The sequence below is a fragment of the Serratia sp. 22278 genome, assembly GCF_052045405.1.
In the GTDB taxonomy this organism is placed as follows: domain Bacteria; phylum Pseudomonadota; class Gammaproteobacteria; order Enterobacterales; family Enterobacteriaceae; genus Serratia; species Serratia marcescens.
This window is the reverse complement of the sequence record NZ_JBQEOW010000002.1, coordinates 314612-338075: the sequence shown is the minus strand read 5'-3', so window position 1 is coordinate 338075 and position 23464 is coordinate 314612. Positions and strand designations below refer to the sequence as shown.

The window sequence follows — 23464 nt, the reverse complement described above, 5'->3', positions numbered from 1 at the left end:
ATATCAACGATTTATTGTTAATCACCGGTGAACGATTGTGGTGAAATTGTGAAGGATGCGTCTGCAAGGCGTAAATCGGCATTGCGCCTATAGAGCGGCGGCGAGCGCGGGACTATGTTATCTGCGATCGGACGAGGTCCGCTCTGCAGGAGTCCATGAAATGAAAAAAACGCTGTTGTTACTGGCCGCGCTGCTGGCGCTGCCGCTGGCGAGCCAGGCCGACGTGTCCATCGGCGTGAACGTGCCGGGCCTGTCGTTGCATATCGGCGATCGCGATCATCGCGGCCACTACTGGGACGGCTATCGCTGGCGCGATCCGCGTTGGTGGGCCGATCATCACCGGTATGAACGCCCGCGCGGGTACTATTACGGCCCGCCGCCACGGGTGATTTACTACGGGCCGCCGCGGCGCGACTGGCGAGATCGGCCGCATTACCGCATGCCGCCACCGCCGCCGCCCGGCTATTACTACCGTCCGGGCCCGCGCTGGTAAGCGCTTACAGGCGCATCAGCTTGCGAAACTCTTTCACCTTGCTGCGGCTGACCGGCACTTCAAACTCAAGATCGCTCAGCCGCAGAATGTAGGTATTGTTGAACCAGGGCACGATCTCGCGGATCTTGGCCAGGTTAACGCAGTAAGAGCGGTGGCAGCGGAAGAAATGTTCTTCCGGCAGCCGGCCGTAAAACTCGGTGAGGTTCATCGGCATCACGAACTCTTCCCGGCGAGTGTAGACCCGCGTCACCTTTTCATCGGCGGCGGCGTAATAGATGTCGTTGATGTCGGTAACGATGATCCGCTCGTCTTTGATCAGGTTGATGCTGTGGCTGCCGCGGCTCGGCGCGCTGGTCGGTTCCGCCGCGCCGGCGGGGCGATGATGCAGCGCCTCCAGCTTTTGCAGCATGGTGACGATGCGCGCCTCGTGATAGGGCTTGAGGATATAGTCGAACGCTTCGATCTCGAACGCTTCCACCGCGTGCTCTTTATAGGCGGTGATGAACACGATAGACGGGCGATGCGCGAATTTGCTGATGTTTTGCGCCAGCAACACGCCGTCCAGCGACGGGATGTTGATGTCGAGGAAAATGGCGTCGACCTGGTGGGTCTGCAGGTATTTGAGGACGTCGAGGCCATCCTCGAAGGTGGCGACGATATCGATATTGCTGTGTTTCTTGATCAGGTAGCTGAGTTCTTCCTGCGCGAGGAATTCGTCTTCCACGATGATGGCTTTCATGAGGCCTCCCCGATCGGCGGCGCGCTCGATTCCTGATGCAGCTTGCCGCCGTTTTTGCTGATGTAGAACGCGATTTCGGTGCCCGGCTCCAGGCGGCGGATATGCAGCCCTTCACCGTACAGCAGCGACACGCGGTGGTGTACGTTGAGCAGGCCGATATTGTGGCCCGGCATCTCGTTGCGCGCCACCCGATCGATGGTTTCCTGATTGATGCCGTGGCCGGTATCCTTCACCGATATTTTCACCCGGTCGCCCTGATCTTTCACCGCGATCACGACTACCCCTTTGCCCTTGCAGGGCTGGATGCCGTGCACGATGGCGTTCTCCACCAGCGGCTGGATCAGCAGGCTCGGAATGCGCACCGAGACGTCGTCGTCGATGTCGTAAATCACCGTCAGCTTGGCGCCGAAGCGCGCCTGTTCGATGGCGATGTAATCCTGGATCTGATGCAGTTCCTTACGGATATCGATCAGTTCGTCGTTCAGCTCCAGGTTGTAGCGCAGGTAGCGCGACAGATTGATGATCAGCTGGCGAGCGGTGTCCGGATTCAGGCGGATGGAGGAAGAGATGGCGTTCAGCGCGTTGAACAGGAAGTGCGGGTTAATCTTGCTCTGCAGCGCGCGCATTTCAGCTTTATCCGCCATCTGGCGCAGGTGCTCGATGCGCGAAACCTCCATCTGCGTGGAGATGATCTGCGACAGCCCGACCGCCATCACCTTCAGCGTGTTGGTGATCTGGTGCGCGTGGCAGTAGTAAATTTTCAACGCACCGGTCACTTCTCCTTTTTCCCACAGCGGCACCACCAGCTGCGAATGGATCTGCGGCGCGGCCGGGTTTTCCAGGTTGTTTTTGATGATGATTTTGCCGTGGCGAATGCTTTCGCGGGTGACGCGGCTCAGCCCTTCGCGGCCGATCGGGTAGGCTTCGCGCCCTACGCCGACGTAAGCCAGCACCTGATGGGTATCGGTGATCGCCACCGCGTCGGCGCGGATATCCTGGCGGATGATATCGCAGATGGTGGCCAGCGATTCGCTGTTGATGTTGCGGAAATAGGGCAGCGTCTTGTGGGCGATATCCAGCGCCAGCTTGGCCTGGCGCGCGGCGATCACTTCTTTCTCATCCTCGACGCTCTGCACCAACAGCACGATCAGGCCGATGCATACCGTGCCGAGGATCATCGGCAGGGCGATCTGCGACACGATGTCCAGCCCGAGTTCGGTCGGCTTGGCCCACAGCACGATCAGCAGCATGGTGAGGGATTCGCACAGCATGCCGCCGACGATGCCGGCGCGCCAGCGCTGCTCTTTTTTGACCTTGAGGTTGATGTAACCGGCGCTGATGCCGGCGATGATGCTGGTGATAAGGCAGGGCACTGAGGTGATGCCGCCGATGTCGATCAGATAACGGTGCACCCCGGCGATGATGCCGGTGACGATCCCCACCCAGGGGCCGAACAGGATGCCGCCGGCCATGATGGCGATGACGCGCACGTTGACCAGCGATCCCTCAACGTTGATGCCGGAGTAGGTGCTGAACAGCGCGAACAGCGAGAAGATCGCCGTGACGATGCCGAGCTCAAGCGGCGTATGGTCTTCTTTTTGCAGCAGTTGGCGGAACAGCCGGGTGCGGGTCAGGAAAAACAGACAGATCAACATCAGCGCGGCGCGATCAAACACCGCCAACAGCATTTCAAAAAAAGGGTGCACGACGGGTTCTCGCTGCGGCCTACGGATGACGGCAGTATACCACAGCGAGAGAGGCCCGTGGCTGGGGCGGCGGTCAGCGCATGCCGAGCTGCGCTTTGCCCAGCGGCGTCAGCAGCTCGACGGTGGCGCGGCCCTCGAAATCGACCTCGAAATCGTCGGGGGCGAAGTCCGGCGGCGTTCTGCCGTCGATAAAGCTCGGCAGTTGGCGCTGCAGATAGGCGTCGTTTTTCTCGCAGCCCGGCGCGGCGGCGATGTACATCACGTTGCTGTCGAACTCGCCGTTATGTTCGTTCTCCACCGCGTGGATCACGTCGCAATGCCAAAATACCGTGTCGCCCGGCTCCAGATCGGGAATAGGGGAAATCCCACTTAATAAAAGGGGATGCCATTTTTCCGAGATCGACAGCGCGCGGCCCGGCGCCGCATCGCACAGATCGTCGTCGGCGACGTCGTCCTGCAGCGCGCGCAGCAACACATAGGCCATGGCGTTGGCGATCGGCACCAGGTTCAGCGTGCCGGCGTTAGTGCGCTGCGGTGTCAGCGCCGTCCAGCCCTGGAAGGTGCGGAACATCGAGCAGACTGCCGGGGAGGCAATTTCGCGCACTTCGGTGCGGCCGTCGGCGGCAAAGGGATCGTATTGCTGCCAGTCGCCGGAGAACACGTGGCGATACACATAGCGGAAATTCTCGTCCAGCCAGCGCTCGATGGTGCCGCTGTCGACGTGCGGCGACAGGCCCAGCGACGAGGAGTTCGGCGGGCGGCGGCGGGTGCGATCGGCGTAGGTGGCGACGCGGGTCGGATCGAAATGCTGCTTGCCGTTGCTTTCGGTGGCCCACAGGCTGTTGAGGAACACCTGCACCGCATGCATGCGCGCATCCTGCCGCGCTTCGACCTGCGGCTTTGACCAATAGATGCCATAAATCTGTGGTTTGCTGGCGGCCAGCTTGCCGAAATAGTTGTCTTCGGCAGCGTTTTTCAACCGCTCGACGAAGTTGTTGCGCTCGAGATAGTCGCCGATTTCCCGGTTCCAGCCTTCGGCCTTGGCGCGGGGAAACACGCCGCGAATGGCGCAGGCGCCGCGCTGTTTGATCAGCGCTATCTGTTGATCGCTGACGCGCTGCTGCAGGATATCTTCCGCGTCGATCTGCGGCACCGGATTATGGCCGGCGGCCAGCTCGCGGCGGATCTGGTCGACCTGGCCGCGGATGTTCTCCTCCAGCGCCAGAAAAACTTCGCGGTAGTTCGGCAAGGCCTGGCGCAGCTGGCGCTTGACGTTAACGATCGTCTGCGGAATATCATCGATGACTAAAGAGGCCATGGTGTTCTCCTGGTGCCGCGTGAGTCACTGCGGCGGACGGTTGTAGGGAATCGGGCAAGACGTTATGGTTTTGTGGTTTTAACGTGAATGATTATCGGCAACCAATCGGGGAAAATAAAGAGATATCTTTCATTCGTAAGTTCCTCTTTTTCGTTTTTCGGAGATTTTATGAAGCTGGTCACTGAACGCTTGTACTTACAGTCGATAACCGCCGAGGACTGGCCGCTGTTTCTGCGCCTTTACCAGGACCCTGAGGTGATCCGCTATATCGCCGATCCGCTCAGCGAAGCGGCGATCCGCGAGCGTTTCGACGCGCGGCTGCCGGCCTGGGACAAACACGGCGATCAGTGGCTGTGCCTGGTGATGCGTGAGAAGCACAGCGGGGAGGCGGTGGGCATTACCGGCTTTCGCCCGCAGTGGCTGCCGTATCGGCAGGCGGAGGTGGGATATGGCAGTTTGCCCTCCGGCCAGGGCAAGGGCTATGGCAAGGAGTCGCTGCGGGCGGTGCTGGATTTTGCGGTGAACGCCTGCGGTTTTCACAAGCTGACCGCTACCGTGACCGCCGGCAACCTCGCCTCGCGCGGCCTGCTGGAGTCGTGCGGTTTTCAGCTGGAAGGCACGCTGCGCGATAATTTCCGCCTGGCGGGAGAGTGGCGCGACGACTGGCTGTTCGGGCTGTTGGCGGCGGAGTTTCAGGGCGGCAAATAAAAATATCGCGCCGGGTATCGACAAGCTCGCCGGCGCTGCGCTATGTTCGATATTCGGTCAGTTCGCTGGCCAGCGTCGCTCGGACGGTCCGGGCGCTAACGTTTATCGAGGAATCCCCTATGGCTGATAACAGTCCACAGCGCCGTTTTACGCGCATTGAACGTCTTCCCCCTTACGTATTCAACATCACCGCCGAACTGAAAATGGCCGCACGCCGTCGCGGTGAGGATATTATCGATTTCAGCATGGGGAACCCCGACGGCCCGACGCCGCCGCACATCGTGGAAAAACTGTGCGCCGTCGCCCAGCGCGACGACACCCACGGTTATTCCACCTCGCGCGGCATTCCGCGCCTGCGCCGCGCCATTTCGCGCTGGTATGCCGATCGTTATCAGGTGGATATCGATCCGGAAAGCGAAGCCATCGTCACCATCGGTTCGAAAGAGGGGCTGGCGCATCTGATGCTGGCGACCCTCGATCACGGCGATACCGTGCTGGTGCCGAACCCCAGTTACCCGATCCACATATACGGCGCGGTGATCGCCGGCGCCCAGGTGCGTTCGGTGCCGCTGGTGGACGGCGTGGATTTCTTCAGTGAACTGGAGCGCGCCATTCGGGAAACCATTCCGCGCCCGAAAATGATGATCCTCGGCTTCCCGTCCAACCCGACCGCGCAGTGCGTGGAGCTGGATTTCTTCGAGCGGGTGGTGGCGCTGGCCAAACAGTACAACGTGCTGGTGATCCACGATCTGGCCTATGCCGATATCGTCTATGACGGCTGGAAAGCGCCGTCGATCATGCAGGTGCCGGGGGCGAAAGACATTGCGGTGGAGTTCTTCACCCTGTCGAAAAGCTACAACATGGCCGGCTGGCGCATCGGTTTCATGGTCGGCAACCCTGAGCTGGTCAGCGCGCTGGCGCGCATCAAAAGTTATCACGACTACGGCACCTTCACGCCACTGCAGGTGGCGGCCATCGCCGCGCTGGAAGGCGATCAGCAGTGCGTGCGCGATATCGCCGAACAGTATCGGCAGCGCCGCAACGTGCTGGTGAAGGGGCTGCACGAGGCCGGTTGGATGGTGGAAAACCCGAAGGCGTCGATGTACGTGTGGGCGAAAATTCCCGAGCCTTATGCCCACCTCGGTTCGCTGGAGTTCGCCAAGCGCCTGCTGGCGGAAGCCAAGGTCTGCGTCTCGCCGGGCATCGGCTTCGGCGACTATGGCGATACCCACGTGCGCTTCGCGCTGATCGAGAATCAGGATCGTATCCGCCAGGCGGTGCGCGGCATCAAGGCGATGTTCCGCGCGGACGGGCTGCTGAAGCCGGGCAAAGCCGGCAGCGCCAAATAACCCTGTCAGGCCGGGCGTTCGCCCGGCCTTATTTTTTCCGTCCCAAGGTTTTCTTCATTATTTCCCCATTATGCTCAACTACGCTGAATTTTATTTTTTGGACAGAGTATATGAGCAACCGCTACGCGCGATCGCAAATCGTTTTACATTGGCTGACGTTGCTGATGGTGATCCTCACCTATGCGGCGATGTTGCTGAAAGATTCGGTGCCGGAGGCGTGGGCGCCGATGGTCAAAAATCTGCATTTCAACTTTGGGGTATCGGTCTTTGCCCTGATGCTGATTCGGTTGGCGGTGCGCTCTTTCCACGCTGCGCCGCCAACCACGCCTCCGCTGGAGGAGTGGCAGGAGGTAGGCGCGAAGATTTTCCATTGGCTGCTGTACATGGTCTTCCTGATGTTGCCGCTGCTGGGCATGTTAACCCTGGCCTACGGTGGGAAATCGTGGTCTTTGCTGGGCTGGCCGATGCCGCAGTGGGTGACGCCGGATCCGGTGATGCGCAAGCTGGTCAAAACGGTGCATGAGACGCTGGCAAACGTTGGCTACTTTATCATTGGCGCGCATGCGCTGGCGGCGCTGTATCACCACTACCTGCGCAAGGACGACACCCTGCGCCGCATGATGCCGGGCAAATGAGCGCTCGCCGAAACGACAAAGGGACGCTTGCGCGTCCCTTTGTCTGTGTTCCTGGTGTGGCTGCTGTCAGGCAACCATCAACATGAAGGTGCCAACCCAGGCAACCAGCATGAATGACACGCCCATCAAAAAATATTTCACTGAACAACTCCTGTCTGGAGTCCTCGCCAGCAATGATCCCGATTGTTGTGCTGAGTGTTTTATGGGCAACCTGCTTGTCGGGCGGATTCTTCCAAGCGAAAGAACAACGTCCTCGAGCGCGGGTTGTCCGGTTGTCGCGCCTCATGCTCCGTGAGGTAAAATCCGAACCGCGACAGGATCGGCGCTAATGTACTCTCAATACTGGTCTGATTTCAATACTGTGTTTTTGATCACAATTTTAGGCTGTTTTTTGAACAGGGTGCGCTGTTTTATAACGCTTTTTATAAGCAAGCGACAGGAAGTAGCCCGCCGTGTGGCGGGCTTTAAAATCGGGTATTGCAATACGGTGGCAGGCGCTCAGGCGACGGCGTTGATGCCGGTCGCCAAAATGACCCAAAAAACGAGACAAGACAGCAGAATAACGGCCCAAATATGACGGCGACTCCACTCCATTTTTAGCCTTCGTTGTTGCGACAAGTGATTAGGTAGCCATCATATCGGCGCAAAACGGGGGAAATTTAGCCCCCTTGGATAATATTTCGCTTACCTGCCGCTAACTTATTGGCAAACTTCACTTATCGTCACGCGCACTTCGTAGCCCAGCAGATACAACGCCTGCTCCAGCGCTTCCACTTTTGAGGCGTAGCCGATATCCAGCAACCGCTCCATTTGCCCGCCGTTGAATCCCAGCTTGCGCGCCAGCGCCGCTTTGCCGGTGTTTTTGCGCAGCATCGCGTTGTGCAGTTCGATCTTCAGCGTCACCAGCGCCGGCAGATGTACCCTCAAGTCATCGGTTTGCAGAGGAGAAGGGGCGGGCAGGGGCAGCCCTTCATCCATCGCGGCGGCGATGGCGGCCAGCAGGCTTTCCTGCGCTTCCAGCTCGATGTCTTCGCGTTTATAGCAGGCAGATTGCCACTCGGGGAAGTCGTGGAAACCGATCTGCCAGGCGTCGCTGTCGCTATCGAAGGTGTAATGGGCGGGGTAGTGGCTGTACATGGCAATCCCTGATTGAAACCAGAATGAGGCGCTATTGTGACGGCGCGGCCGGCGGATAGCCATAGCCTTGAGCAGAATGGCGCTCAATCGGCATGTTCACGCGGCTTGCGACGCCGCACATCGGGCGGCAACAGCAGGGCGCAGATCATGACGGCCAGACTGAACAGCGGCAGCCAGCGCGCCACCGGGCCGGGAGAGTAATTGTTCAGCACCGAACACACATAGCACGCCACGGCCAGCGCCCAACCGGGCAGGCCGATATCGTTGAGCCGAAACGCGGTTTTGGCCATAAACCACGCCACCAGGCCAAAACAGAACAGCGCCCACACCATGATGCACAGCAGATACAGCAGCACCGAGACGAATTCCTCGGTATCGCCGTGCGCATGGGCGCGAAAATGGTTTTTATCCAGATAGGTCGACAGAAACGACAGTAGCACGATGCCAACGGCGAAGATCGCCAGCGAGAAAACAAAGGGTTTGCGCGAGATGCGCCCGCGGTAAAGGTCTTTGGCGAGTTGTCCGAGAGATTCCATCACAGTCCGTTGTCGTAATCATTGACCGCCCGGCGGAGGCCGGATGGCAAGCAGCCGGGCATTTTAACGGGGCAAACGGGGGCGTCAAGGTGATAACTTTTCTCATTTAGTCGCGGTTGAGATTCCACGCGGTCGCACCGGGCGTCCTTTCACCGTGCAAAACGTCACAATTTGGCACGTTTGGCTACCTGGCGCGGTAATTGGCGGCATAATCCTGTTTGTTCGCGTTGAACAATGCATTAACATAACTCCCACTTATCTCTTGCATGGCTATATGGATATCCGATGCGTCACCTGGTTGCGCTTTTACCGCTGATTACCTTGCTTGCTGCCTGTAGCAGCACGCCGAAACCCAGTACCACCGCTACGCCGCAGAGCACCCCGGTAAAGGGCGGCTTTTTGCTGAGCCCGGCGCACAGCGGCGCGCCGCTGGGAGGGGATTTCGCCAATAACCCGAATACCGCGCGCTTCATCGATAAGATGGTGCAGGAACACGGGTTTGACCGGCAGCAGCTGCACGACGTGCTGGCGCAGGCTCGGCGATTGGACTCGGTGCTGCGGCTGATGGACAGGCAGGCGCCGACGCCGTCTACCCAGGGCCCAACCGGGCCGAACGGTTCCTGGCTGCGCTACCGCAACAAGTTCATCACTCCGGATAACGTGCAAAACGGCGTAGTGTTCTGGAATCAATATCAGGATGCGCTGCAGCGCGCCTGGCAGGTATACGGCGTGCCGCCGGAGATCATCGTGGGAATTATCGGCGTGGAGACCCGCTGGGGCCGCGTAATGGGTAAAACCCGCATTATCGACGCGCTGGCGACGCTGGCCTTCAACTACCCGCGCCGCGCCGATTACTTCGCCGGTGAGCTGGAAACCTTCCTGCTGATGTCGCGCACTGAAGGCGACGATCCGCTCGAACTGCGCGGCTCCTTTGCCGGCGCGATGGGCTATGGGCAGTTCATGCCTTCTTCCTTCAAAAGCTACGCGGTCGACTTCAACGGCGATGGGCATATCAACCTGTGGGATCCGGTCGATGCCATCGGCAGCGTGGCCAATTACTTCAAGGCGCACGGCTGGTCCAAAGGCGAGCCGGTCGCCATTCAGGCCAACGGCCAGGCGCCGGGGCTGGAAAACGGCTTCAAGACGCGCTACTCGGTCGCCGCGCTGGCGGAAGCCGGCCTAAGCCCGCAGGGCTCGCTCGGCGATAATCAGGAAGCCAGCCTGCTGCGGCTGGACATCGGCACCGGCTACCAGTATTGGTACGGCCTGCCGAACTTCTACGTCATCACCCGCTATAACCACAGCACCCATTACGCCATGGCGGTATGGCAACTGGGCGAAGCGGTCGGGCGCTCGGCGCGCGGCGGCTTCTGACGCTGCGTCAATAAACGAAAAAGGCCGCTTGAGCGGCCTTTTTTGCGTTCTGAGCAATCAGAAATCGTAGCGCAGGCGCACCACGGTCATATCGCCGAGGTTGTCGGTGCTCGATGTCAGCACGTGCTCCACGTCAACGCGGAAACCGTAGTCAAACTGCACGGTAACCCCGAGGCCGTTGTCGATGCGCTGGTAGTTGCGGCCGGTGATGTATTCCAGGCGGTCGCCCATGAAGTACGGCATCACCGATTTCACCGCGTACTGGCCAACCGGCACGGTATAACCGGCCAGGTATTCGATACCCCATGCGTCGCCGGCGAAGTAATTATTGATGTCGGCTTTCTTGGTGGTCAGGAAGTCGTTGTAGTAACCGCCGCCGAAGGTGAGGGTCCAGTTGTCCGGTTTCCAACTGATGGCGGTACCGAAAATGTTCTGGTCATAGCTCTTGCTGCCGCTGGTGGACGGATTGCGCATTTCGGCGCGGGTGTAGTTCCAGGCGGTGCCCCAGGTCAGATCCGGCGTAATGTGGTAATCCACGCCCAGTGAGCCGCCGCCTTTGCGCTTGTAGCGCAGGCCGTTGCCCGGCAGATAGTCGCTGTCGCTGAATAGGTACGAAGCGTAAACGTCCGCATCGCCGAAGCGGTTCTTGTACTTCAGCATTTTGCGTGAGCGATAAGAGCCGTCGTAGTCGCCGTTGATGCCGTTGCCCGGTGCCTGGGCCAGCATGTCGTAGTCCCAGATATCGGTTTTGGCGCCAACCACATCGTAGTAAACGCTGTTCTGCTGACCGAAGGTCATCTGGCCCCAGGTGTTGCTTTTCAGGCCGGTGTACAGCATGCGGCGGCTGGTGTTTCTCGCGCCGTCGGCATAGTGGTGATCCCAGTCGAACAGCGCCGGAATGTTCACGCCCAGCTCGTAGTAGCTGATCCAGCTGATATCGTCGAACAGGTAATAGTCCGCCGCGAAACGGAAGCGGGTGCCGCCGTCGAAGCCGTTACGCTTGTAGGAGCCCTTGTCACCGTCACCCGTCATGTTGTTGAACTGCGGACGGATACTGCCGCCAACGGTGAAGTTCAGGCGGCTGAGCGGATCGCCAGCCTGCGGATCCTGCTTCAGCAGGGTGATTTCTGCCTGAGCGGCGAACGACGCGCTGCCGATCGCCAGACCCAGCGCCACCGCTTGAGTCAATACGCGCAATTTCATTGCCATGTGTTATCCCTGTTTTATGTATGACCGCCCCCATCAGCGCCGCCATGCCGATGTTTTGCGCAGAACGCTGCGTTTTCACGCATTTTGACGGTTTTTTTGGTGTTTTAGCGGCGGGCGGCATTTGTAACATAAACGGTGACATAAATAATTACTTTTCTTGCTAATTGTTGGCCGGTTTTTGACCATTTCGTGCGGTGAAAAGGGCCGTTTTTCATGCCTTTCGATTCGGATGAATTCATCTAACGCCAAGGTTTATATTTTTCATTTGTCAGTCATCGGCGTCAGCCTGTAATTTTATCCGTGCAAGAGATAATTAATTTTAGCCTGTCACCGCCGTATTAACGTTAGCCTTTTTCTGCGTAATCGGTCGGCAGGAATAAGCGATTGGGAGGTCGCCATGAGAAATCTGTTCATGTTGTTGGTGGGGGTGTTTTCATTACCGGCGATGGCGGCGGAATCGCACGTTTGTCATTCTCAAGCTTATGATTATGCAGAGGTTAGTAAGGTCAGGCTGTCTGACGATACCCAGTTTTCCTGCCGCGGCATAGGGCGCCTGACGATCCCGGAACTGGCGCGCAAAGGATGGAAGGTGATTCATTTGGCGCAGCAAACCGAATATACCGACTCCGTCGACAGCGATGGTGAGGTTATTAAAATTTATCAGGAAATCGTGGTGTATAAAGAATAACGCGACGGCAGCCTGTGATTATTTCAACGGCGGCGAGAATCCTATTATGAATGCAAGAATCGGTATTGACGGCAGGGCTGCGGCCGCCATGGTGGTGCTTTGCGCCATCTGGGGAATGCAGCAGGTGGCGATCAAGGCTGCCGAAGCGGATGTGTCGGCGGTGCTGCAAATTGCCATTCGTTCGGGTCTCGCCGCGCTGGGGGTATACCTGTTGGCGCGTTGCCGCGGCGAGTGTTTCACCTGGGATCGCGCCACGCTGAGCGCCGGTCTGAGCGTAGGGGCATTGTTCGCGCTGGAGTTCTTTTTTGTCTCCGAAGGGCTGCGCTATACCAGCGCCTCGCATATGGCGGTGTTTTTGTACACCGCGCCGCTGTTTTCTGCCCTTGGCCTGCATTTCCTGAATCGTCAGGAGCGTCTGTCGCCGGTGCAGTGGCTGGGCATGCTCATCGCCTTTGGCGGTGTGGTGCTGGCCATATCGGGCATGGCCGAGGGCAGCGGCGGGGCCGATCGGCTGAAAGGCGATTTCTATGGCCTGCTGGCGGGGATCGCCTGGGGCGGTTCTACCCTGGTGATCCGTACCACGCGCCTGGCGGAGTGCCCGGCCAAACAGACGCTGCTGTTCCAGTTGACGGGCGCCTGTGTGCTGCTGTCGCTGCTGGCGCTGGCTACGGACAATTTGCACGTTGTCCTGAGCCCCGTGGCGTGGAGCAGCCTGTTGTTCCAAACGGTGATCGTGTCGTTTTTCAGCTACCTGATCTGGTTTTCATTGTTGCGCCGTTATCAGGCTTCCTCGCTGGGCATTCTCACCTTTATGACGCCGGTATTCGGCATCCTGGCGGGGGCCGTCATTCTCGGCGAACCATTGCAAATTGAATTTGTATTGGGTGCCGTGCTGATCGTACTGGGGTTAATCGTAGTGAGTTGTTCATATCTTATTTATGTTGACCGAAGGGTGGCACCAAAAATATAAATTATGGATGTTGATGTACAGAACTACCAAATAAGCTGCGAAAGCCAATTCATTATTCAGCTGCAAATATCCCGCTATGCCTGGGGCGTGCCGCTGATTACGCTCAGCGATAACGGTGATTTTACCGTAATAAGAAGCCGGAGTTGGGCGAGGTTGGCTAATGGGATGCAATTGGAGATTTATTATTTTGCCAATAATACCCTGCTGGCCTGGGATAAAAACCGCAAATATATCTCTTATTCAAAGGCCGGCCGGCTCTACGCCTGCGCGCTGCATTTTTCTTATTCTCCCAAAATAGAGCGCTAACCCTCCGGCCATCAGACCAGAGGGGAGATTTTCATGATCCACTGCTTAAACGCGAGGATCTTCGGCCACTGCCGCTCGGAGATGGTCGAGGTAAAATAGCAGTGTTCGCAGGGCACGGTCATATCGGCGAATGGAATGATCAGCTCGCCGCTTTTGATCCAGTCCTGCACCAGATTAAGCCGCCCCATGGCGACGCCAAGGTGCCGCGTAGCGGCCAGCACCGCGAGATCGGAACGGTCGAACTCCATGCTTTTACTGTCGGTATCCAGTCCCAGCGCAAAGTGTTGTGACCAGGTTTGCCACTCATCTTCGCCGGAGTTGTAGCGATCGTGCAGCAGCGTACAGTGAGCCAGGTTTTCCGGCGCACCATACAGATTGTGTGCGGCGGCGTACTGCGGCGTGCAGATCGGCACCATCGATTCCTGCATAAAGGCCTCTTCCAGATGCCGCCCCGAGCGCAGTTTGCCGAAGTACATCGCCAGATCCACGCCGCGGTTGGCCAGGTTGATGATTTCCTGCCCGGTCAGAATGTTGAGGTGAATGGTGGGGTGTTGGGCGATAAAGTCGCCGATGCGCGGCAGCAGCAGACATTGCACCAGGGACGGGTGCGAGTAGAGGGTCAAGGTCCCCGTCAACTCGCGATTTTTAATGTCCAGGATTTCCTGATTCAAGGTGTTGAAGGAACTGTCCAGCGCCCATTGCATGCGCTCGCCCTCCGGCGTCAGCGTAATTCGGCGATGAAAGCGTTGGAATAGCAGAAAACCCAATTCCTTTTCGAGCAAATTAATGCGGTGGCTCACGGCGCTGGGGGTAATCGACAATTCTTGCGCCGCCAGCGCAAAAGATAAATGACGGGCGACGCATTCGAAAGTATGCAGCCGGGAAAATTGATAGCTGGTCAGCGGGGTTGCCCGCTGCGAATGTTTTTTACTGGGGAACATGCTATTTCTCCATGCGCATAATACGGCAATATTAACATTTAATGGCGCGGAGGATAAACCCAGACTGATTGATATATTCAGTTTTTACGCTGAGAGATATCGTTATGTTGCAGGGAAATTCACTTGCTTGCATAACAACCGGAAATAACAGGCAGTGGGCGCACTGAGTGAGAGGGTTATGATAATCAGCAATAGGACGAATATAATAAAAAGACGTGCCGTTAAGCAGCGAGTAAAGACGGTGTGCGCAGCCTGAACGATAAAGGCTCATGTTCCCTGCGGGATATAACGTTTTCGCCGCAATAATTTGTCGCATGGCGACACAGAATACGCGTTAATCCCAGCGGCAAACGAGCGGAGGCATCAATCGATAATACTACGCCCCCTCAGGTCGATAGAACTGCGCCCGGTGGTTACCCTCCGGGCGCGACATTCAGGGAAAAGCGGTTTGCTCGCCGGCGCGTATCAACGGCGGCGCAGCAGCAGGCCGGCCAACAAACCTGCGCCGGCAACGAGTGCCAACGCGGCGAGGGGGTTTTTCTTCATCATACCGCCGGCGCAGCTCAGGGCGTCGCCGTATTTTTCTTGCAGCGCGCCCACTGCCTGGCGCGTGACGCCTTCGGCCTGCCAACGTTCGTTACCGCTGACGTCACCTGCGATTTCCTGCGCTTTGCCCGCCACTTTGTCCATCATGCCATTGGCTTTTTCGCTGTTCATTATGATGTGCTCCTAAGGTTCGATCCGTTTGGCGTTCGCACAGAGCGAAAGCCTGCATTTGCACCGCCATGTTATGCACTTCACTTTTGGCCTATAAGGGGCGTTTGCATCTGTTTGGGTAGTGCATTTGCAGGCTACTTGCCGTTCCTGGAGGCCGCTCCGCCGGTAAACAGCCCGCGCTCTCTGGCCCAGACGATGGCTTCGCTGCGGCTGTGCACGCCGAGTTTGGAATAGACCGTCGCGACATGATTGCGGATGGTGTTGAGCGCCAGATTGAGGCGCGCCGCGATTTTCTTGTCCGGCAGCCCCTCGCAAATCAATTCCAGCACATCGCGCTCGCGTGGCGTGAGATCGCTGGCGGTGAATCCAGCCTGGTCGGGCCGGTTGATGCTTTTCACGTTGGCCAGTTTTTCGAGCAGGGTTTGGCTGAACCAGGAGGCGTCCTGCATCACTTCTTCGATGGCGCTTACCAGCTCCAGCTCCGAGCGTTTGCGTTCGGTAATGTCCATGAGCACCAGCAGATAACAGGGCGCATTGTGGATGCTGACGGCATCCGCCGAGGCCACACAGTCAATCGACTCGCTCCCCTTCTTGCGCACCCGGATGTCCAGCCCTTCGACGTTGCCGCTTTTTTCCAGGGCGGCAAACAAACGGCGGTTCGCCTCCGGATCGTCAATAAACGGGATCTCTCCGACCGTCTTGCCGATCAAGTCTTCGGCGGCGTACTCGGTGGCGCGGGTGAAGGCTTCGTTGACATCCAGCACGCGCCGTTCGTGCGCGGTACATAACAACGTCGGCACCGGGCTCAGGCGAAATGCCTTGGCGAACCGCTCTTCACTTTCTCGCAGCGCCGATTCCGCCTGGCGTCGGGGTTCGAGATCGGTGAACGTGAACAGCATGCAGTCGTCTTCATTGATATCCAGCGGTTGGCCGGCAACCACCACCAGCTTGCTTCCTCCGCCGGGCAGTTTCAGCTCGGCCTCCATCTGCGGGATGGTGGCGCCTTCCCCCAGGCGCTGCACCGCCAGCTCTTTGTGCTCCGCCTGTTCCAAAACGTCGAGTTCATAAACCGAACGCCCCATGACCTGTTCACGCTGATAACCCGTCATATCAAGGAACCCCTGGTTGACCTTGACGTAGCGCAGGTCGCTGAGCCGACAAATGACCGCCGGCGCCGGATTGGCGTTGAAGGTTTTTTCAAAACGCTGTTCGGCGCTGGCCCACTCCGTCGCGTCGCTCAGGATCAGCGCCAGCAGCTCCGGCTGCCCCTGCGCATCGGTGATAATCAGGCTCCGCAGGCGGTGCACCCAGAAGCTGTCCGGATCGTCGACCTGCCGAACCTCCACCACCACATCGGTGAAGGTTTCGCCTTCGGCAACCCGGTTCAGCGGGTACTGTTCCAAAACCAGCGGATGATTGTTGCGATAGCGCAGGGCAAAACGCGCCGCGTACTCGCCGGCATCGGCCCCCAGAGCTTTCTGATGACTCACGCCATGCATGGCCAACGCGGCCTCGTTGGCCCATAGCAAGGTTTGATCGGTATCCGTCAGGATCACGCCGTCGGACAAGCCGGAGATGATTTGCTGCAGGTGGCCGCGGTGGGTTTCGCTGGCCAAAACGGATTGGCTCATGTGTTCTCCGCTAGACAGAAGGGGGACGGCCGCTTAAGGGGGCCGCGGGTTACGCTACTCGCTGAGCAGCTTAGTGCATAACGTGCGTATTCGCAGGGTGTGAATGCACTAGGCATTCTGATGCAAATGAACCGGGACGGCCGACAACGCCGCGCGGCAGACTGAATTTGTCTGCGCGGTTATCCGCCGTGCGTGCAATCACTTGTCCAGAAAATATAAGGAACAACGATGACCACTGTCTATGAATCAAATCGCTTAGCGTTTCAGGTGTCATGGGGCTCGATATTGGCCGGGAGTGCCGTGGCGCTGGTGACTTATCTGACCTTCAGCGTGCTGGGCACGGCTATTGGCGCTCAGGCCGTGGATATGATGCAACAGGGCAATCCGCTGAGCGGCTTTGGCACCGGCACCGGGATCTGGCTGCTGGTTTCAACGTTGGCATCGCTGGCCGCAGGCGCGTTCGTCGCCGGCCGCGCCGCACCGAATCGCGGCGGCTTGCATGGTTTGCTGAGCTGGGCGATCACCACCTTGCTGACCACCTGGCTGATGGTTTCATTGGCGAGCGGCGTGGTGGGGCTGGCGGGCAGCGCGGTGGGCAAAGGGCTTTCGCTGGCGGGCAGCGGCCTGGCGGCGGCGGCGCCAAACGTGGGCGAAGGCCTCAAGCAGCAGCTGGATAAAAAGGGCATCAGCCTTGACTGGGGAAGCCTGGAAAATCAGTTGAACACCACGCTCAAGCAGACCGGCAAACCGGAACTGGATCCGTCTCGGTTAGAACAGAAGGCCGATAGAGCGACCGCTGATGGCAAACAATCGGCCATGGACGCGGCTGCCGATCCGGCGCAGGCCGCCTCTGAGCTTAAGCAGTGGTTCGACCGCGTCAAGCAGTCCGGTGAGCCGACGTTGAGCGCGGCCGACAAGGATGCGTTGGTGAATATCGTTGCGGCGCGCACCGGCAAGAGCCGCGATGAAGCGAGCCAAATCGTCGATAACTACGCTCAGGCTTACCAGCAGGCGGTGCAGAAAGTGGAAAAACTCAAGGCCGAGGCCGAACAGAAAGCGCGTGAAGCGGCCGATGAAGCAGCCAAACAGCTGTCTCGCGCCGCGTGGGGGTCGTTGTTGGTGCTGCTGTTGGGCGCTGCGTTGAGCGCCGGCGTGGGGCGGATTGCCGAATCAACCCGCCGCACTGTCGCGCGGTAAGTTGAGATGAAAAAAAATCTGTCGTGCATCTCGCTGAATTATCGAAAAGTAGCGGGGGCCTCAGCTCCCGTGCTCGTCATCGATTTCTGCAACGAGAACAACGAGCGTTATACCCTGCGCTACAACCTGCCGCCGGATACTCCGGAGCGCACCGAGCGGCGGGTGTCTTTGCTGCTGTACCTGTTGCGCAAGCACAGGTCCGCAGAGATCGACAACCTGGCTGATTAATCAGGCCGTTAATGAAAAGCCCTGCCTCGCGAGCCGGGCTTTTTGTTTGCGGCCGCCGGCCGTTCTGACAACAAGGCGCGGGCGAGTCGGCTCGGTATTTTGCCGGGGGAGATATGGGCGATTCATGGGCGTAGACAGGGTTCCCAATGGGCGCGGTTTGTAAAATAGGGCATCGAGCAAGGTTTGTTAAGATATCCGTTTTCTCTGCGCAGGAACGATAAAAAAGAAACGCGCTATTGCGACGCGAGATTATAGAGACCGATGTTCAGCCTTGAGCTTATCCCTCCCGTCTTCTTTGACTGCCGGCCATACTTTTATATCTCTTCCGCAGTACGTTTTATCGGCGGGCCAAGCATATAAAATGCGTTTTCATTTGTGATGATGAAATTCCTATTCGGCCATGAAATCTGGCTGTAAAAAACACTTTAAGGTAAAACAATTAGCAAAAAGTGTGATTCTACCTGGTGTGGCAAGTGCATCTTTGATGAGTGCACTTTACGCGAGTTGATTTTGTTTTATGGGTTTCTTGCGGAGAGATTTATATAACATGATCATTTTCAGTTATTTATGCGATAGTTTTTCCTATGCCGAAAAAAATGAATTGACAGGCTGGTTTTTTTTAGGATTAATCTTAATGACTTGGTTTGGTTGGTTAACGATTTTAATAAAAAGGACGCGAATCTTATAAAAGCAAGGAGCACATATGGATTACAGAAAAGATATTCTTTTGCAGGTATTGGAATATATGGAAAAGAATATTGTCGAGGGGCTGTCAGTTGAAAAGGTTTCCATTATCTCAGGTTACTCTAAATGGCATTTGCAACGGCTGTTTAAGCATTATTTTGGTATAACGCTAGGGACTTATATAAGAAATAGAAAACTGAGTCGCTCTGCTATTCTGCTCAAACAGCACCAAGGGAACATATTGGATGTCGCCCTGGCATCCGGGTTTGCCTCACAACAATGTTACACGCGGGCATTCAAACGTTTCTTTGGCGAAACGCCCAACAGCTTTAGAAACAGCCGGGGGTGGGATTTTTCCACGCAGATCCCCCCGTATGGCAACGATAAGAAACCCTATTTCTACCACACGGTCATGCCGGATGACATTGAGATGTTAAAGCATTACAAATCGCTGATTTTTCATTCTATAAGAAAATTCAGAGATGCCGGCGACATTGCCCAGACCAATGAAAAATGGTTAAGCAAGCAGCGGGGGGCATGTAATGTGGAAAAGAAAAGGAGTAATAAATGGCATTCCAACAGCAAGGGGCAAGAGGTTTTCCATTCCATTTTTAACTTCTATATCCCTATGGGTAAATATATTGTCATTCCCTTTACGGGGGAGTTGTCAGAATATATTGACTTTTTCGATGTAATGTATGACGCTTATCTGCCAGCTATCAATGTCAAAATGCGGGAGAGCTTTTTTATAGAGTTATACAGGCAAGAGGATCTAAATGGGAAGGTTGTCAATGTCGATATACTTATTCCTGTGACATAGTGATGAGGCAAGAAAACATCATGAATAGAGAAAAACCTCTCGACTCGATTAATAAGCGGCCTCAAGCTCGCTTTATGCTATCTTCTATATTGTCTGCACCTGGCCGAACAATCGTTGCCGGCTTAGGCCGGCCGGGCATTCAATTAACTGCGGTGTTAATTTTTCTCATGTTTTCAGGAAATGCGATGGCCAATAATCGGGAACATCAGCAAATAGCGTTAGTCGGTACCTGGACCCATATTCCGGATGCGCCTGCGGTGCAGAAACCGGCAAGACCCAGCGAAGGGCTCTATCGCCTGACGGTTAATGGCGACGGCACGTTAACGCTGCTCGACGTGGTTAAAATGAACAGCCCATCGTGGATCGTAAAATCTCGCGATGGCCGTTTCGCCTATGCCACCAATGAGGAGAACGCGGGAACGGTGACCGCCTTGGCAATAGACGACGCTGGCAGCGTGCGGGTGCTGAATACGGTGAACAGTGCGGGCCAGCAGCCGACGCACGCCACCCTCAGTCCGGATGGCAAGTTTCTGTTTGTCGCCAACTACTCCGTCGCCAAAGGCGGCGCGGGGATGACGGTATTGCCAATTGGCAGTGACGGCAAACTGGGTGAACGGGTGCAGCATTATCCGTTTATATCAGGTTCTGGCGTCGTGCAGGGGCGCCAGGAAGGGGGCCATGCGCACTCAACCACCTTCAGCCGCGATGGTAAATATCTGTATGTGGCGGATCTCGGCGGGGACAAGCTGCACGCCTATCGCTATCGCTCGGATAGCGCACAGCCGTTACAGGCGGATGCATCGCGCGATGTCAGCTTTGCGCCAGGCGCCGGCCCAAGGCACATGGTGTTCTCGCCGAAAGGCGAGTATGCCTATGTCATCACCGAAATGGCGGGTGAAATCGAGGCGTTTACCGTCAGTGACCATCGATTGACGCTACAAGGAAAAGTGAAACTGAACGGCGGGCAGGATTCCGCGGAGGCGAAAAGCGGCGGAGCCATTATCCTCAGCCCGAGCGGGAGATATCTTATTGCCACCAATCGCGGTGCCGATAACCATTTGCTGGTATTAAAAATTGGTGGGGATGGGCTGCCAGGGGAGACGACGCGCTATGAGGCCGGCGGCATTGAGCCGCGTGCGCTCGCTTTCGATGCCACCGGCAACCATCTTTATGTCACGAACGTGTTCACCAATACCGTTACGCTGTTCGATTTCGATGATGAGACGGGCGAGTTGAAGGCCAAAGGTGAGGCGGCGACGATTTCTACGCCGACGGATATCAAGTTTTTTAATTGATGCCAATTATAACGCGCGGAGGAAATCGGGTCTGAGGCGTGGAGAAGGGGGATTGCGGGTGCTGATGATGGGGAATGGCTTGATAATAAATAATGGTGTCCCCGACTGGAATCGAACCAGTAACTAGCCCTTAGGAGGGGCTTGTTATATCCGTTTAACTACGGGGACGCTGCGGGCTGGCAACCGAAGCTGCCGAGGCATTATACCTTTTTTTACCCGCAGAATAAGCGCTTAGCGGCGCGTTTGCTCAATACCTCGCCAGTTAGCGCCGAAATTTCCTCGCCTAACCGACGGCGATCACGGTTTTTCCCCGCCGTGGCGCCGTTTTTCCTGTTGCTGACGCGCCGCCCGTTTTTGGGCGCTCAAATCGTTGCGGATCTGCGCATGGCTTATCAACGCAAAGATAAAGGTGCCGCCGATGATGTTGCCCGCCAGCGTCGGCAGGGCGAACGGATAGACGAATTCCTGCCACCCAATCGCGCCGTTGAACACCAGATAGAGGATCTCTACCGAACCGACCACGATATGGGTCAGATCGCAAATCGCCACCAGGTAGGTCATCAGCACGATCACCCAGATTTTCGCTCCGCCGGCGGCCGGGATCATCCATACCATGGTGGCGATGATCCAGCCGGCCAGGATGCCGTTGGCGAACATTTCTCCCGGCGTATGGCGCATCACCTCTTCGCCCAGGCTGATGAAGGCGCCGCGCGTTTCGGCGTCGAACAGCGGCATATGGGTAAACGCCAGCGCCGCCAGCCCGGTGCCGATCAGGTTGCCGAGCAGCACCACGCCCCACAGGCGCAGCAGGATCAGCAGGTTGCGCGGCGTGGGTTTGTGCATGATGGGCAATACCGCCGTGACGGTGTTTTCGGTAAACAGCTGCTGGCGCGCCATAATGACAATGATAAAACCGAAGGTGTAGCCGAGGTTCTCGATGAAAAAGCGGCTGGGATCGTCCGGCAAGCGGGCGTGGAAAATGCCTTTCGCCGCCAGCGAGGCGCCCATCGACAGCCCGGCGGCGATCGCCGACCACAGCAATGCCAGCCCGTCGCGCTCCAGCTCCTTTTCGCCTTCCATCCGGATCTGTTCATGCACCGCCGCCGCGCGCGACGGCAGATTCTCTTCCCTGACTTCGATTTCGCGCTTGCCCTGTTCCTGTTCTTCGCTCTCTACCCGCATCGTCTCATCCTGCTCGTGCTCCTGGCGTTGCTGTTCGTTCATGCTGTCGCTCCTGCTCAATAAGGGTGAGGTCACGTCATTAAGCGTAGTTGCCCGGCCTAAATGCGGCGAAATACAGAAAAAGGTAACAAGAGTTAAAATCCGCCGCTTTTTTCCGCGCATTCTTGATCCTGCTCGCCATATTGGCCCCTCGGCGCGCCCCCCGCGGGCTGCGTGTGGGGAAAGGCTTATGCTATGATTCGCTATCCCAAAGAAAAATATGAGTTCCCCGATGCTGGAAGCCAAAAGTCTGAGTTGCGTGCGTGATGAACGCATCCTGTTTAGCGAGCTAAGCTTTTCAGTTCAGCCGGGCGATATCATTCAGGTAGAGGGGCCGAACGGCGCGGGCAAGACCAGTTTGCTGCGCATCCTCGCCGGTCTGGCGCGGCCGGACGGCGGTGAGGTGTGCTGGCGCGGGCGTGACACGCTGCGCGCTCGCGCGGATTACCAGCAAGATTTGCTGTTTATCGGCCATCAACCGGGCATAAAAGCCGTATTGACACCCTTCGAAAACCTGCAGTTTTATCAGGCGGTGCGCGGCGCGGTCGAGCATCAGGCTATCTGGCGCGCGCTGGAGCAGGTGGGGTTGGTGGGCTACGAAGATCTGCCGGTGGCGCAGCTTTCCGCCGGGCAGCAGCGGCGCGTGGCGTTGGCGCGCCTGTGGCTCAGCGCGGCGCCGCTGTGGATCCTCGATGAGCCGCTAACGGCGATCGATAAACAGGGCGTGGCCGAGTTGATTAGCCTTTTTGAGCAACATGCGCAGCGGGGCGGCATGGTATTGTTGACCACCCATCAGGATTTGGCCGGCGTCAGCCAAACGGTGGGCAAAATTCGTTTGGCGGAACACGACGCGGGGAGTTTGTGATGTTTTTGACCCTGGTGCGTCGCGAACTGAAAATCGCCTGCCGTAAAGGTTCGGAGATCGTCAACCCGCTGTGGTTTTTCCTGATTGTGATCACGCTGTTCCCGTTGGGGATTGGCCCGGAGCCGCAGTTGCTGGCGCGCATTGCGCCGGGCATCGTATGGGTGGCGGCGCTGTTGGCCTCGCTGCTGTCGCTGGAGCGGCTGTTTCGCGACGATTTTCTCGATGGCTCGCTGGAGCAACTGTTGCTGCTGCCGACGCCGCTGCCGATGACGGTGCTGGGCAAAGTGTGTGCTCACTGGGTCGTGACGGGATTGCCGCTGCTGATCCTGTCGCCGCTGGTGGCGCTGCTGTTGTCGCTTGATATGCAAACCTGGCTGGCGGTGGCGGGTACGCTGCTGCTCGGCACGCCGACGCTGAGCCTGATCGGCGCTATCGGCGTGGGGCTGACCGTCGGCCTGCGCAAAGGGGGCGTGCTGCTCAGCCTGCTGGTGCTGCCGCTGTATATCCCGGTGCTGATCTTCGCCACCGGCGCGATCGACGCCGCCGCGATGGGCATGCCGATCGACGGTTACCTGGCGATACTCGGCGCGATGCTGGCGGGCAGCGTGACATTGGCGCCGTTTGCTGCCGCAGCGGCGCTGCGAGTGAGCGTGCACTAGCTAACAAATTGAATGAACAGACGGGGCAAGGCCGGCAA

General features: G+C 57.6%; 25 protein-coding genes and 1 tRNA gene. 14 read left to right on the top strand and 12 right to left on the bottom strand.

What is annotated here, in order from left to right:
- The first annotated feature begins 160 nt into the window (after nucleotides 1–160).
- Nucleotides 161–493, top strand: coding sequence for a DUF2502 domain-containing protein (locus ACTJJ6_RS06235; protein ID WP_016926814.1), 333 nt, complete (start codon nucleotides 161–163; stop codon nucleotides 491–493).
- A 4-nt stretch (nucleotides 494–497) separates the two neighbouring features.
- On the opposite strand, the gene ACTJJ6_RS06230 is transcribed toward ACTJJ6_RS06235, so the two are convergent.
- The 3 genes from ACTJJ6_RS06230 to ACTJJ6_RS06220 all read right to left on the bottom strand — a co-directional run bounded on the left by ACTJJ6_RS06230 (nucleotide 498) and on the right by ACTJJ6_RS06220 (nucleotide 4256).
- Nucleotides 498–1232: a LytR/AlgR family response regulator transcription factor gene (locus ACTJJ6_RS06230; RefSeq protein ID WP_004936341.1), complete on the bottom strand. Its 735-nt coding sequence runs from the start codon at nucleotides 1230–1232 to the stop codon at nucleotides 498–500.
- A complete protein-coding gene (locus ACTJJ6_RS06225; protein WP_049300102.1) occupies nucleotides 1229–2920 on the bottom strand; it encodes a sensor histidine kinase in 1692 nt (563 codons plus the stop codon). Before ACTJJ6_RS06225 ends, ACTJJ6_RS06230 begins: the two co-directional genes overlap by 4 nt.
- A gap of 91 nt (nucleotides 2921–3011) precedes the next feature.
- The gene (locus tag ACTJJ6_RS06220; protein WP_440803055.1) at nucleotides 3012–4256 is read right to left on the bottom strand and encodes a DUF1479 domain-containing protein; all 1245 of its coding nucleotides are present in this window, start codon (nucleotides 4254–4256) and stop codon (nucleotides 3012–3014) included.
- Between the two features lie 168 nt (nucleotides 4257–4424).
- On the opposite strand from ACTJJ6_RS06220, the gene ACTJJ6_RS06215 reads away from it, so the two are divergent.
- The 3 genes from ACTJJ6_RS06215 to ACTJJ6_RS06205 all read left to right on the top strand — a co-directional run bounded on the left by ACTJJ6_RS06215 (nucleotide 4425) and on the right by ACTJJ6_RS06205 (nucleotide 6948).
- On the top strand, nucleotides 4425–4964 hold the full coding sequence (locus ACTJJ6_RS06215) for a GNAT family N-acetyltransferase (RefSeq protein WP_049300098.1): 540 nt from the start codon (nucleotides 4425–4427) through the stop codon (nucleotides 4962–4964).
- A gap of 119 nt (nucleotides 4965–5083) precedes the next feature.
- Entirely contained in the window at nucleotides 5084–6313 is a 1230-nt protein-coding gene (alaC, locus tag ACTJJ6_RS06210) for an alanine transaminase (protein ID WP_004936329.1), read from the top strand.
- A 110-nt stretch (nucleotides 6314–6423) separates the two neighbouring features.
- A complete protein-coding gene (locus tag ACTJJ6_RS06205; RefSeq protein ID WP_049189254.1) occupies nucleotides 6424–6948 on the top strand; it encodes a cytochrome b in 525 nt (174 codons plus the stop codon).
- A gap of 66 nt (nucleotides 6949–7014) precedes the next feature.
- Here ACTJJ6_RS06205 and ypdK read toward each other — a convergent pair whose 3' ends face one another.
- From ypdK to ACTJJ6_RS06190, 3 genes are all read right to left on the bottom strand, one after another.
- Nucleotides 7015–7089, bottom strand: a complete 75-nt coding sequence (gene ypdK / locus ACTJJ6_RS06200) for a membrane protein YpdK (protein WP_099782600.1) — start codon at nucleotides 7087–7089, stop codon at nucleotides 7015–7017.
- Nucleotides 7090–7647: 558 nt separating this feature from the next.
- Nucleotides 7648–8085 carry an antitoxin HicB gene (locus ACTJJ6_RS06195; RefSeq protein WP_049300094.1) on the bottom strand — a complete coding sequence of 146 codons (438 nt, stop codon included), beginning with the start codon at nucleotides 8083–8085 and terminating at the stop codon, nucleotides 7648–7650.
- An 83-nt stretch (nucleotides 8086–8168) separates the two neighbouring features.
- Nucleotides 8169–8621, bottom strand: coding sequence for a DUF805 domain-containing protein (locus ACTJJ6_RS06190; protein WP_164053304.1), 453 nt, complete (start codon nucleotides 8619–8621; stop codon nucleotides 8169–8171).
- Nucleotides 8622–8906: 285 nt separating this feature from the next.
- Here ACTJJ6_RS06190 and mltB point away from each other — a divergent pair, with 285 nt between their 5' ends.
- Nucleotides 8907–9995, top strand: a complete 1089-nt coding sequence (mltB, locus tag ACTJJ6_RS06185) for a lytic murein transglycosylase B (protein WP_015378637.1) — start codon at nucleotides 8907–8909, stop codon at nucleotides 9993–9995.
- A 57-nt stretch (nucleotides 9996–10052) separates the two neighbouring features.
- Here the strand turns inward: mltB and ACTJJ6_RS06180 are convergent, their stop codons facing one another.
- The gene (locus ACTJJ6_RS06180) at nucleotides 10053–11204 is read right to left on the bottom strand and encodes a porin (protein WP_015378636.1); all 1152 of its coding nucleotides are present in this window, start codon (nucleotides 11202–11204) and stop codon (nucleotides 10053–10055) included.
- Between the two features lie 397 nt (nucleotides 11205–11601).
- Here ACTJJ6_RS06180 and ACTJJ6_RS06175 point away from each other — a divergent pair, with 397 nt between their 5' ends.
- From ACTJJ6_RS06175 to ACTJJ6_RS06165, 3 genes are read left to right on the top strand one after another with little or no spacing between them, the layout of a single operon-like run.
- Nucleotides 11602–11892 (top strand): hypothetical protein, encoded by a 291-nt coding sequence (locus ACTJJ6_RS06175; protein WP_028127760.1) that lies wholly within the window; start codon nucleotides 11602–11604, stop codon nucleotides 11890–11892.
- A 46-nt stretch (nucleotides 11893–11938) separates the two neighbouring features.
- Nucleotides 11939–12862 carry a DMT family transporter gene (locus ACTJJ6_RS06170; protein WP_337055658.1) on the top strand — a complete coding sequence of 308 codons (924 nt, stop codon included), beginning with the start codon at nucleotides 11939–11941 and terminating at the stop codon, nucleotides 12860–12862.
- A 3-nt stretch (nucleotides 12863–12865) separates the two neighbouring features.
- Nucleotides 12866–13168 (top strand): hypothetical protein, encoded by a 303-nt coding sequence (locus tag ACTJJ6_RS06165; protein WP_143778416.1) that lies wholly within the window; start codon nucleotides 12866–12868, stop codon nucleotides 13166–13168.
- Between the two features lie 11 nt (nucleotides 13169–13179).
- Here ACTJJ6_RS06165 and dsdC read toward each other — a convergent pair whose 3' ends face one another.
- The 3 genes from dsdC to ACTJJ6_RS06150 form a co-directional block, all read right to left on the bottom strand.
- Nucleotides 13180–14109 (bottom strand): DNA-binding transcriptional regulator DsdC, encoded by a 930-nt coding sequence (gene dsdC, locus ACTJJ6_RS06160; RefSeq protein WP_049300091.1) that lies wholly within the window; start codon nucleotides 14107–14109, stop codon nucleotides 13180–13182.
- Nucleotides 14110–14574: 465 nt separating this feature from the next.
- Entirely contained in the window at nucleotides 14575–14826 is a 252-nt protein-coding gene (locus ACTJJ6_RS06155; RefSeq protein WP_016926832.1) for a CsbD family protein, read from the bottom strand.
- Nucleotides 14827–14960: 134 nt separating this feature from the next.
- Entirely contained in the window at nucleotides 14961–16457 is a 1497-nt protein-coding gene (locus ACTJJ6_RS06150; RefSeq protein ID WP_440803062.1) for a PAS domain S-box protein, read from the bottom strand.
- 228 nt (nucleotides 16458–16685) lie between these two features.
- Between ACTJJ6_RS06150 and ACTJJ6_RS06145 the strand changes: the two genes are divergently transcribed.
- From ACTJJ6_RS06145 to ACTJJ6_RS06130, 4 genes are all read left to right on the top strand, one after another.
- Nucleotides 16686–17654 carry a DUF4013 domain-containing protein gene (locus tag ACTJJ6_RS06145; protein ID WP_049300090.1) on the top strand — a complete coding sequence of 323 codons (969 nt, stop codon included), beginning with the start codon at nucleotides 16686–16688 and terminating at the stop codon, nucleotides 17652–17654.
- A 6-nt stretch (nucleotides 17655–17660) separates the two neighbouring features.
- Complete coding sequence (locus tag ACTJJ6_RS06140; protein WP_004936288.1) at nucleotides 17661–17882, top strand: hypothetical protein; 222 nt, start codon at nucleotides 17661–17663, stop codon at nucleotides 17880–17882.
- Nucleotides 17883–18585: 703 nt separating this feature from the next.
- On the top strand, nucleotides 18586–19386 hold the full coding sequence (locus ACTJJ6_RS06135; RefSeq protein ID WP_016926835.1) for a helix-turn-helix domain-containing protein: 801 nt from the start codon (nucleotides 18586–18588) through the stop codon (nucleotides 19384–19386).
- 20 nt (nucleotides 19387–19406) lie between these two features.
- Nucleotides 19407–20681: a lactonase family protein gene (locus ACTJJ6_RS06130; protein WP_228009737.1), complete on the top strand. Its 1275-nt coding sequence runs from the start codon at nucleotides 19407–19409 to the stop codon at nucleotides 20679–20681.
- A gap of 93 nt (nucleotides 20682–20774) precedes the next feature.
- On the opposite strand, the gene ACTJJ6_RS06125 is transcribed toward ACTJJ6_RS06130, so the two are convergent.
- Nucleotides 20775–20849: transfer RNA gene (locus tag ACTJJ6_RS06125), tRNA-Arg, on the bottom strand.
- A 129-nt stretch (nucleotides 20850–20978) separates the two neighbouring features.
- Nucleotides 20979–21905: a formate/nitrite transporter family protein gene (locus ACTJJ6_RS06120; RefSeq protein WP_049300086.1), complete on the bottom strand. Its 927-nt coding sequence runs from the start codon at nucleotides 21903–21905 to the stop codon at nucleotides 20979–20981.
- Nucleotides 21906–22134: 229 nt separating this feature from the next.
- On the opposite strand from ACTJJ6_RS06120, the gene ccmA reads away from it, so the two are divergent.
- Entirely contained in the window at nucleotides 22135–22767 is a 633-nt protein-coding gene (ccmA, locus tag ACTJJ6_RS06115; protein WP_048795088.1) for a cytochrome c biogenesis heme-transporting ATPase CcmA, read from the top strand.
- Entirely contained in the window at nucleotides 22767–23426 is a 660-nt protein-coding gene (gene ccmB / locus ACTJJ6_RS06110; protein ID WP_016926839.1) for a heme exporter protein CcmB, read from the top strand. The genes ccmA and ccmB overlap by 1 nt, the downstream gene beginning before the upstream one ends.
- Nucleotides 23427–23464: the final 38 nt, after the last annotated feature.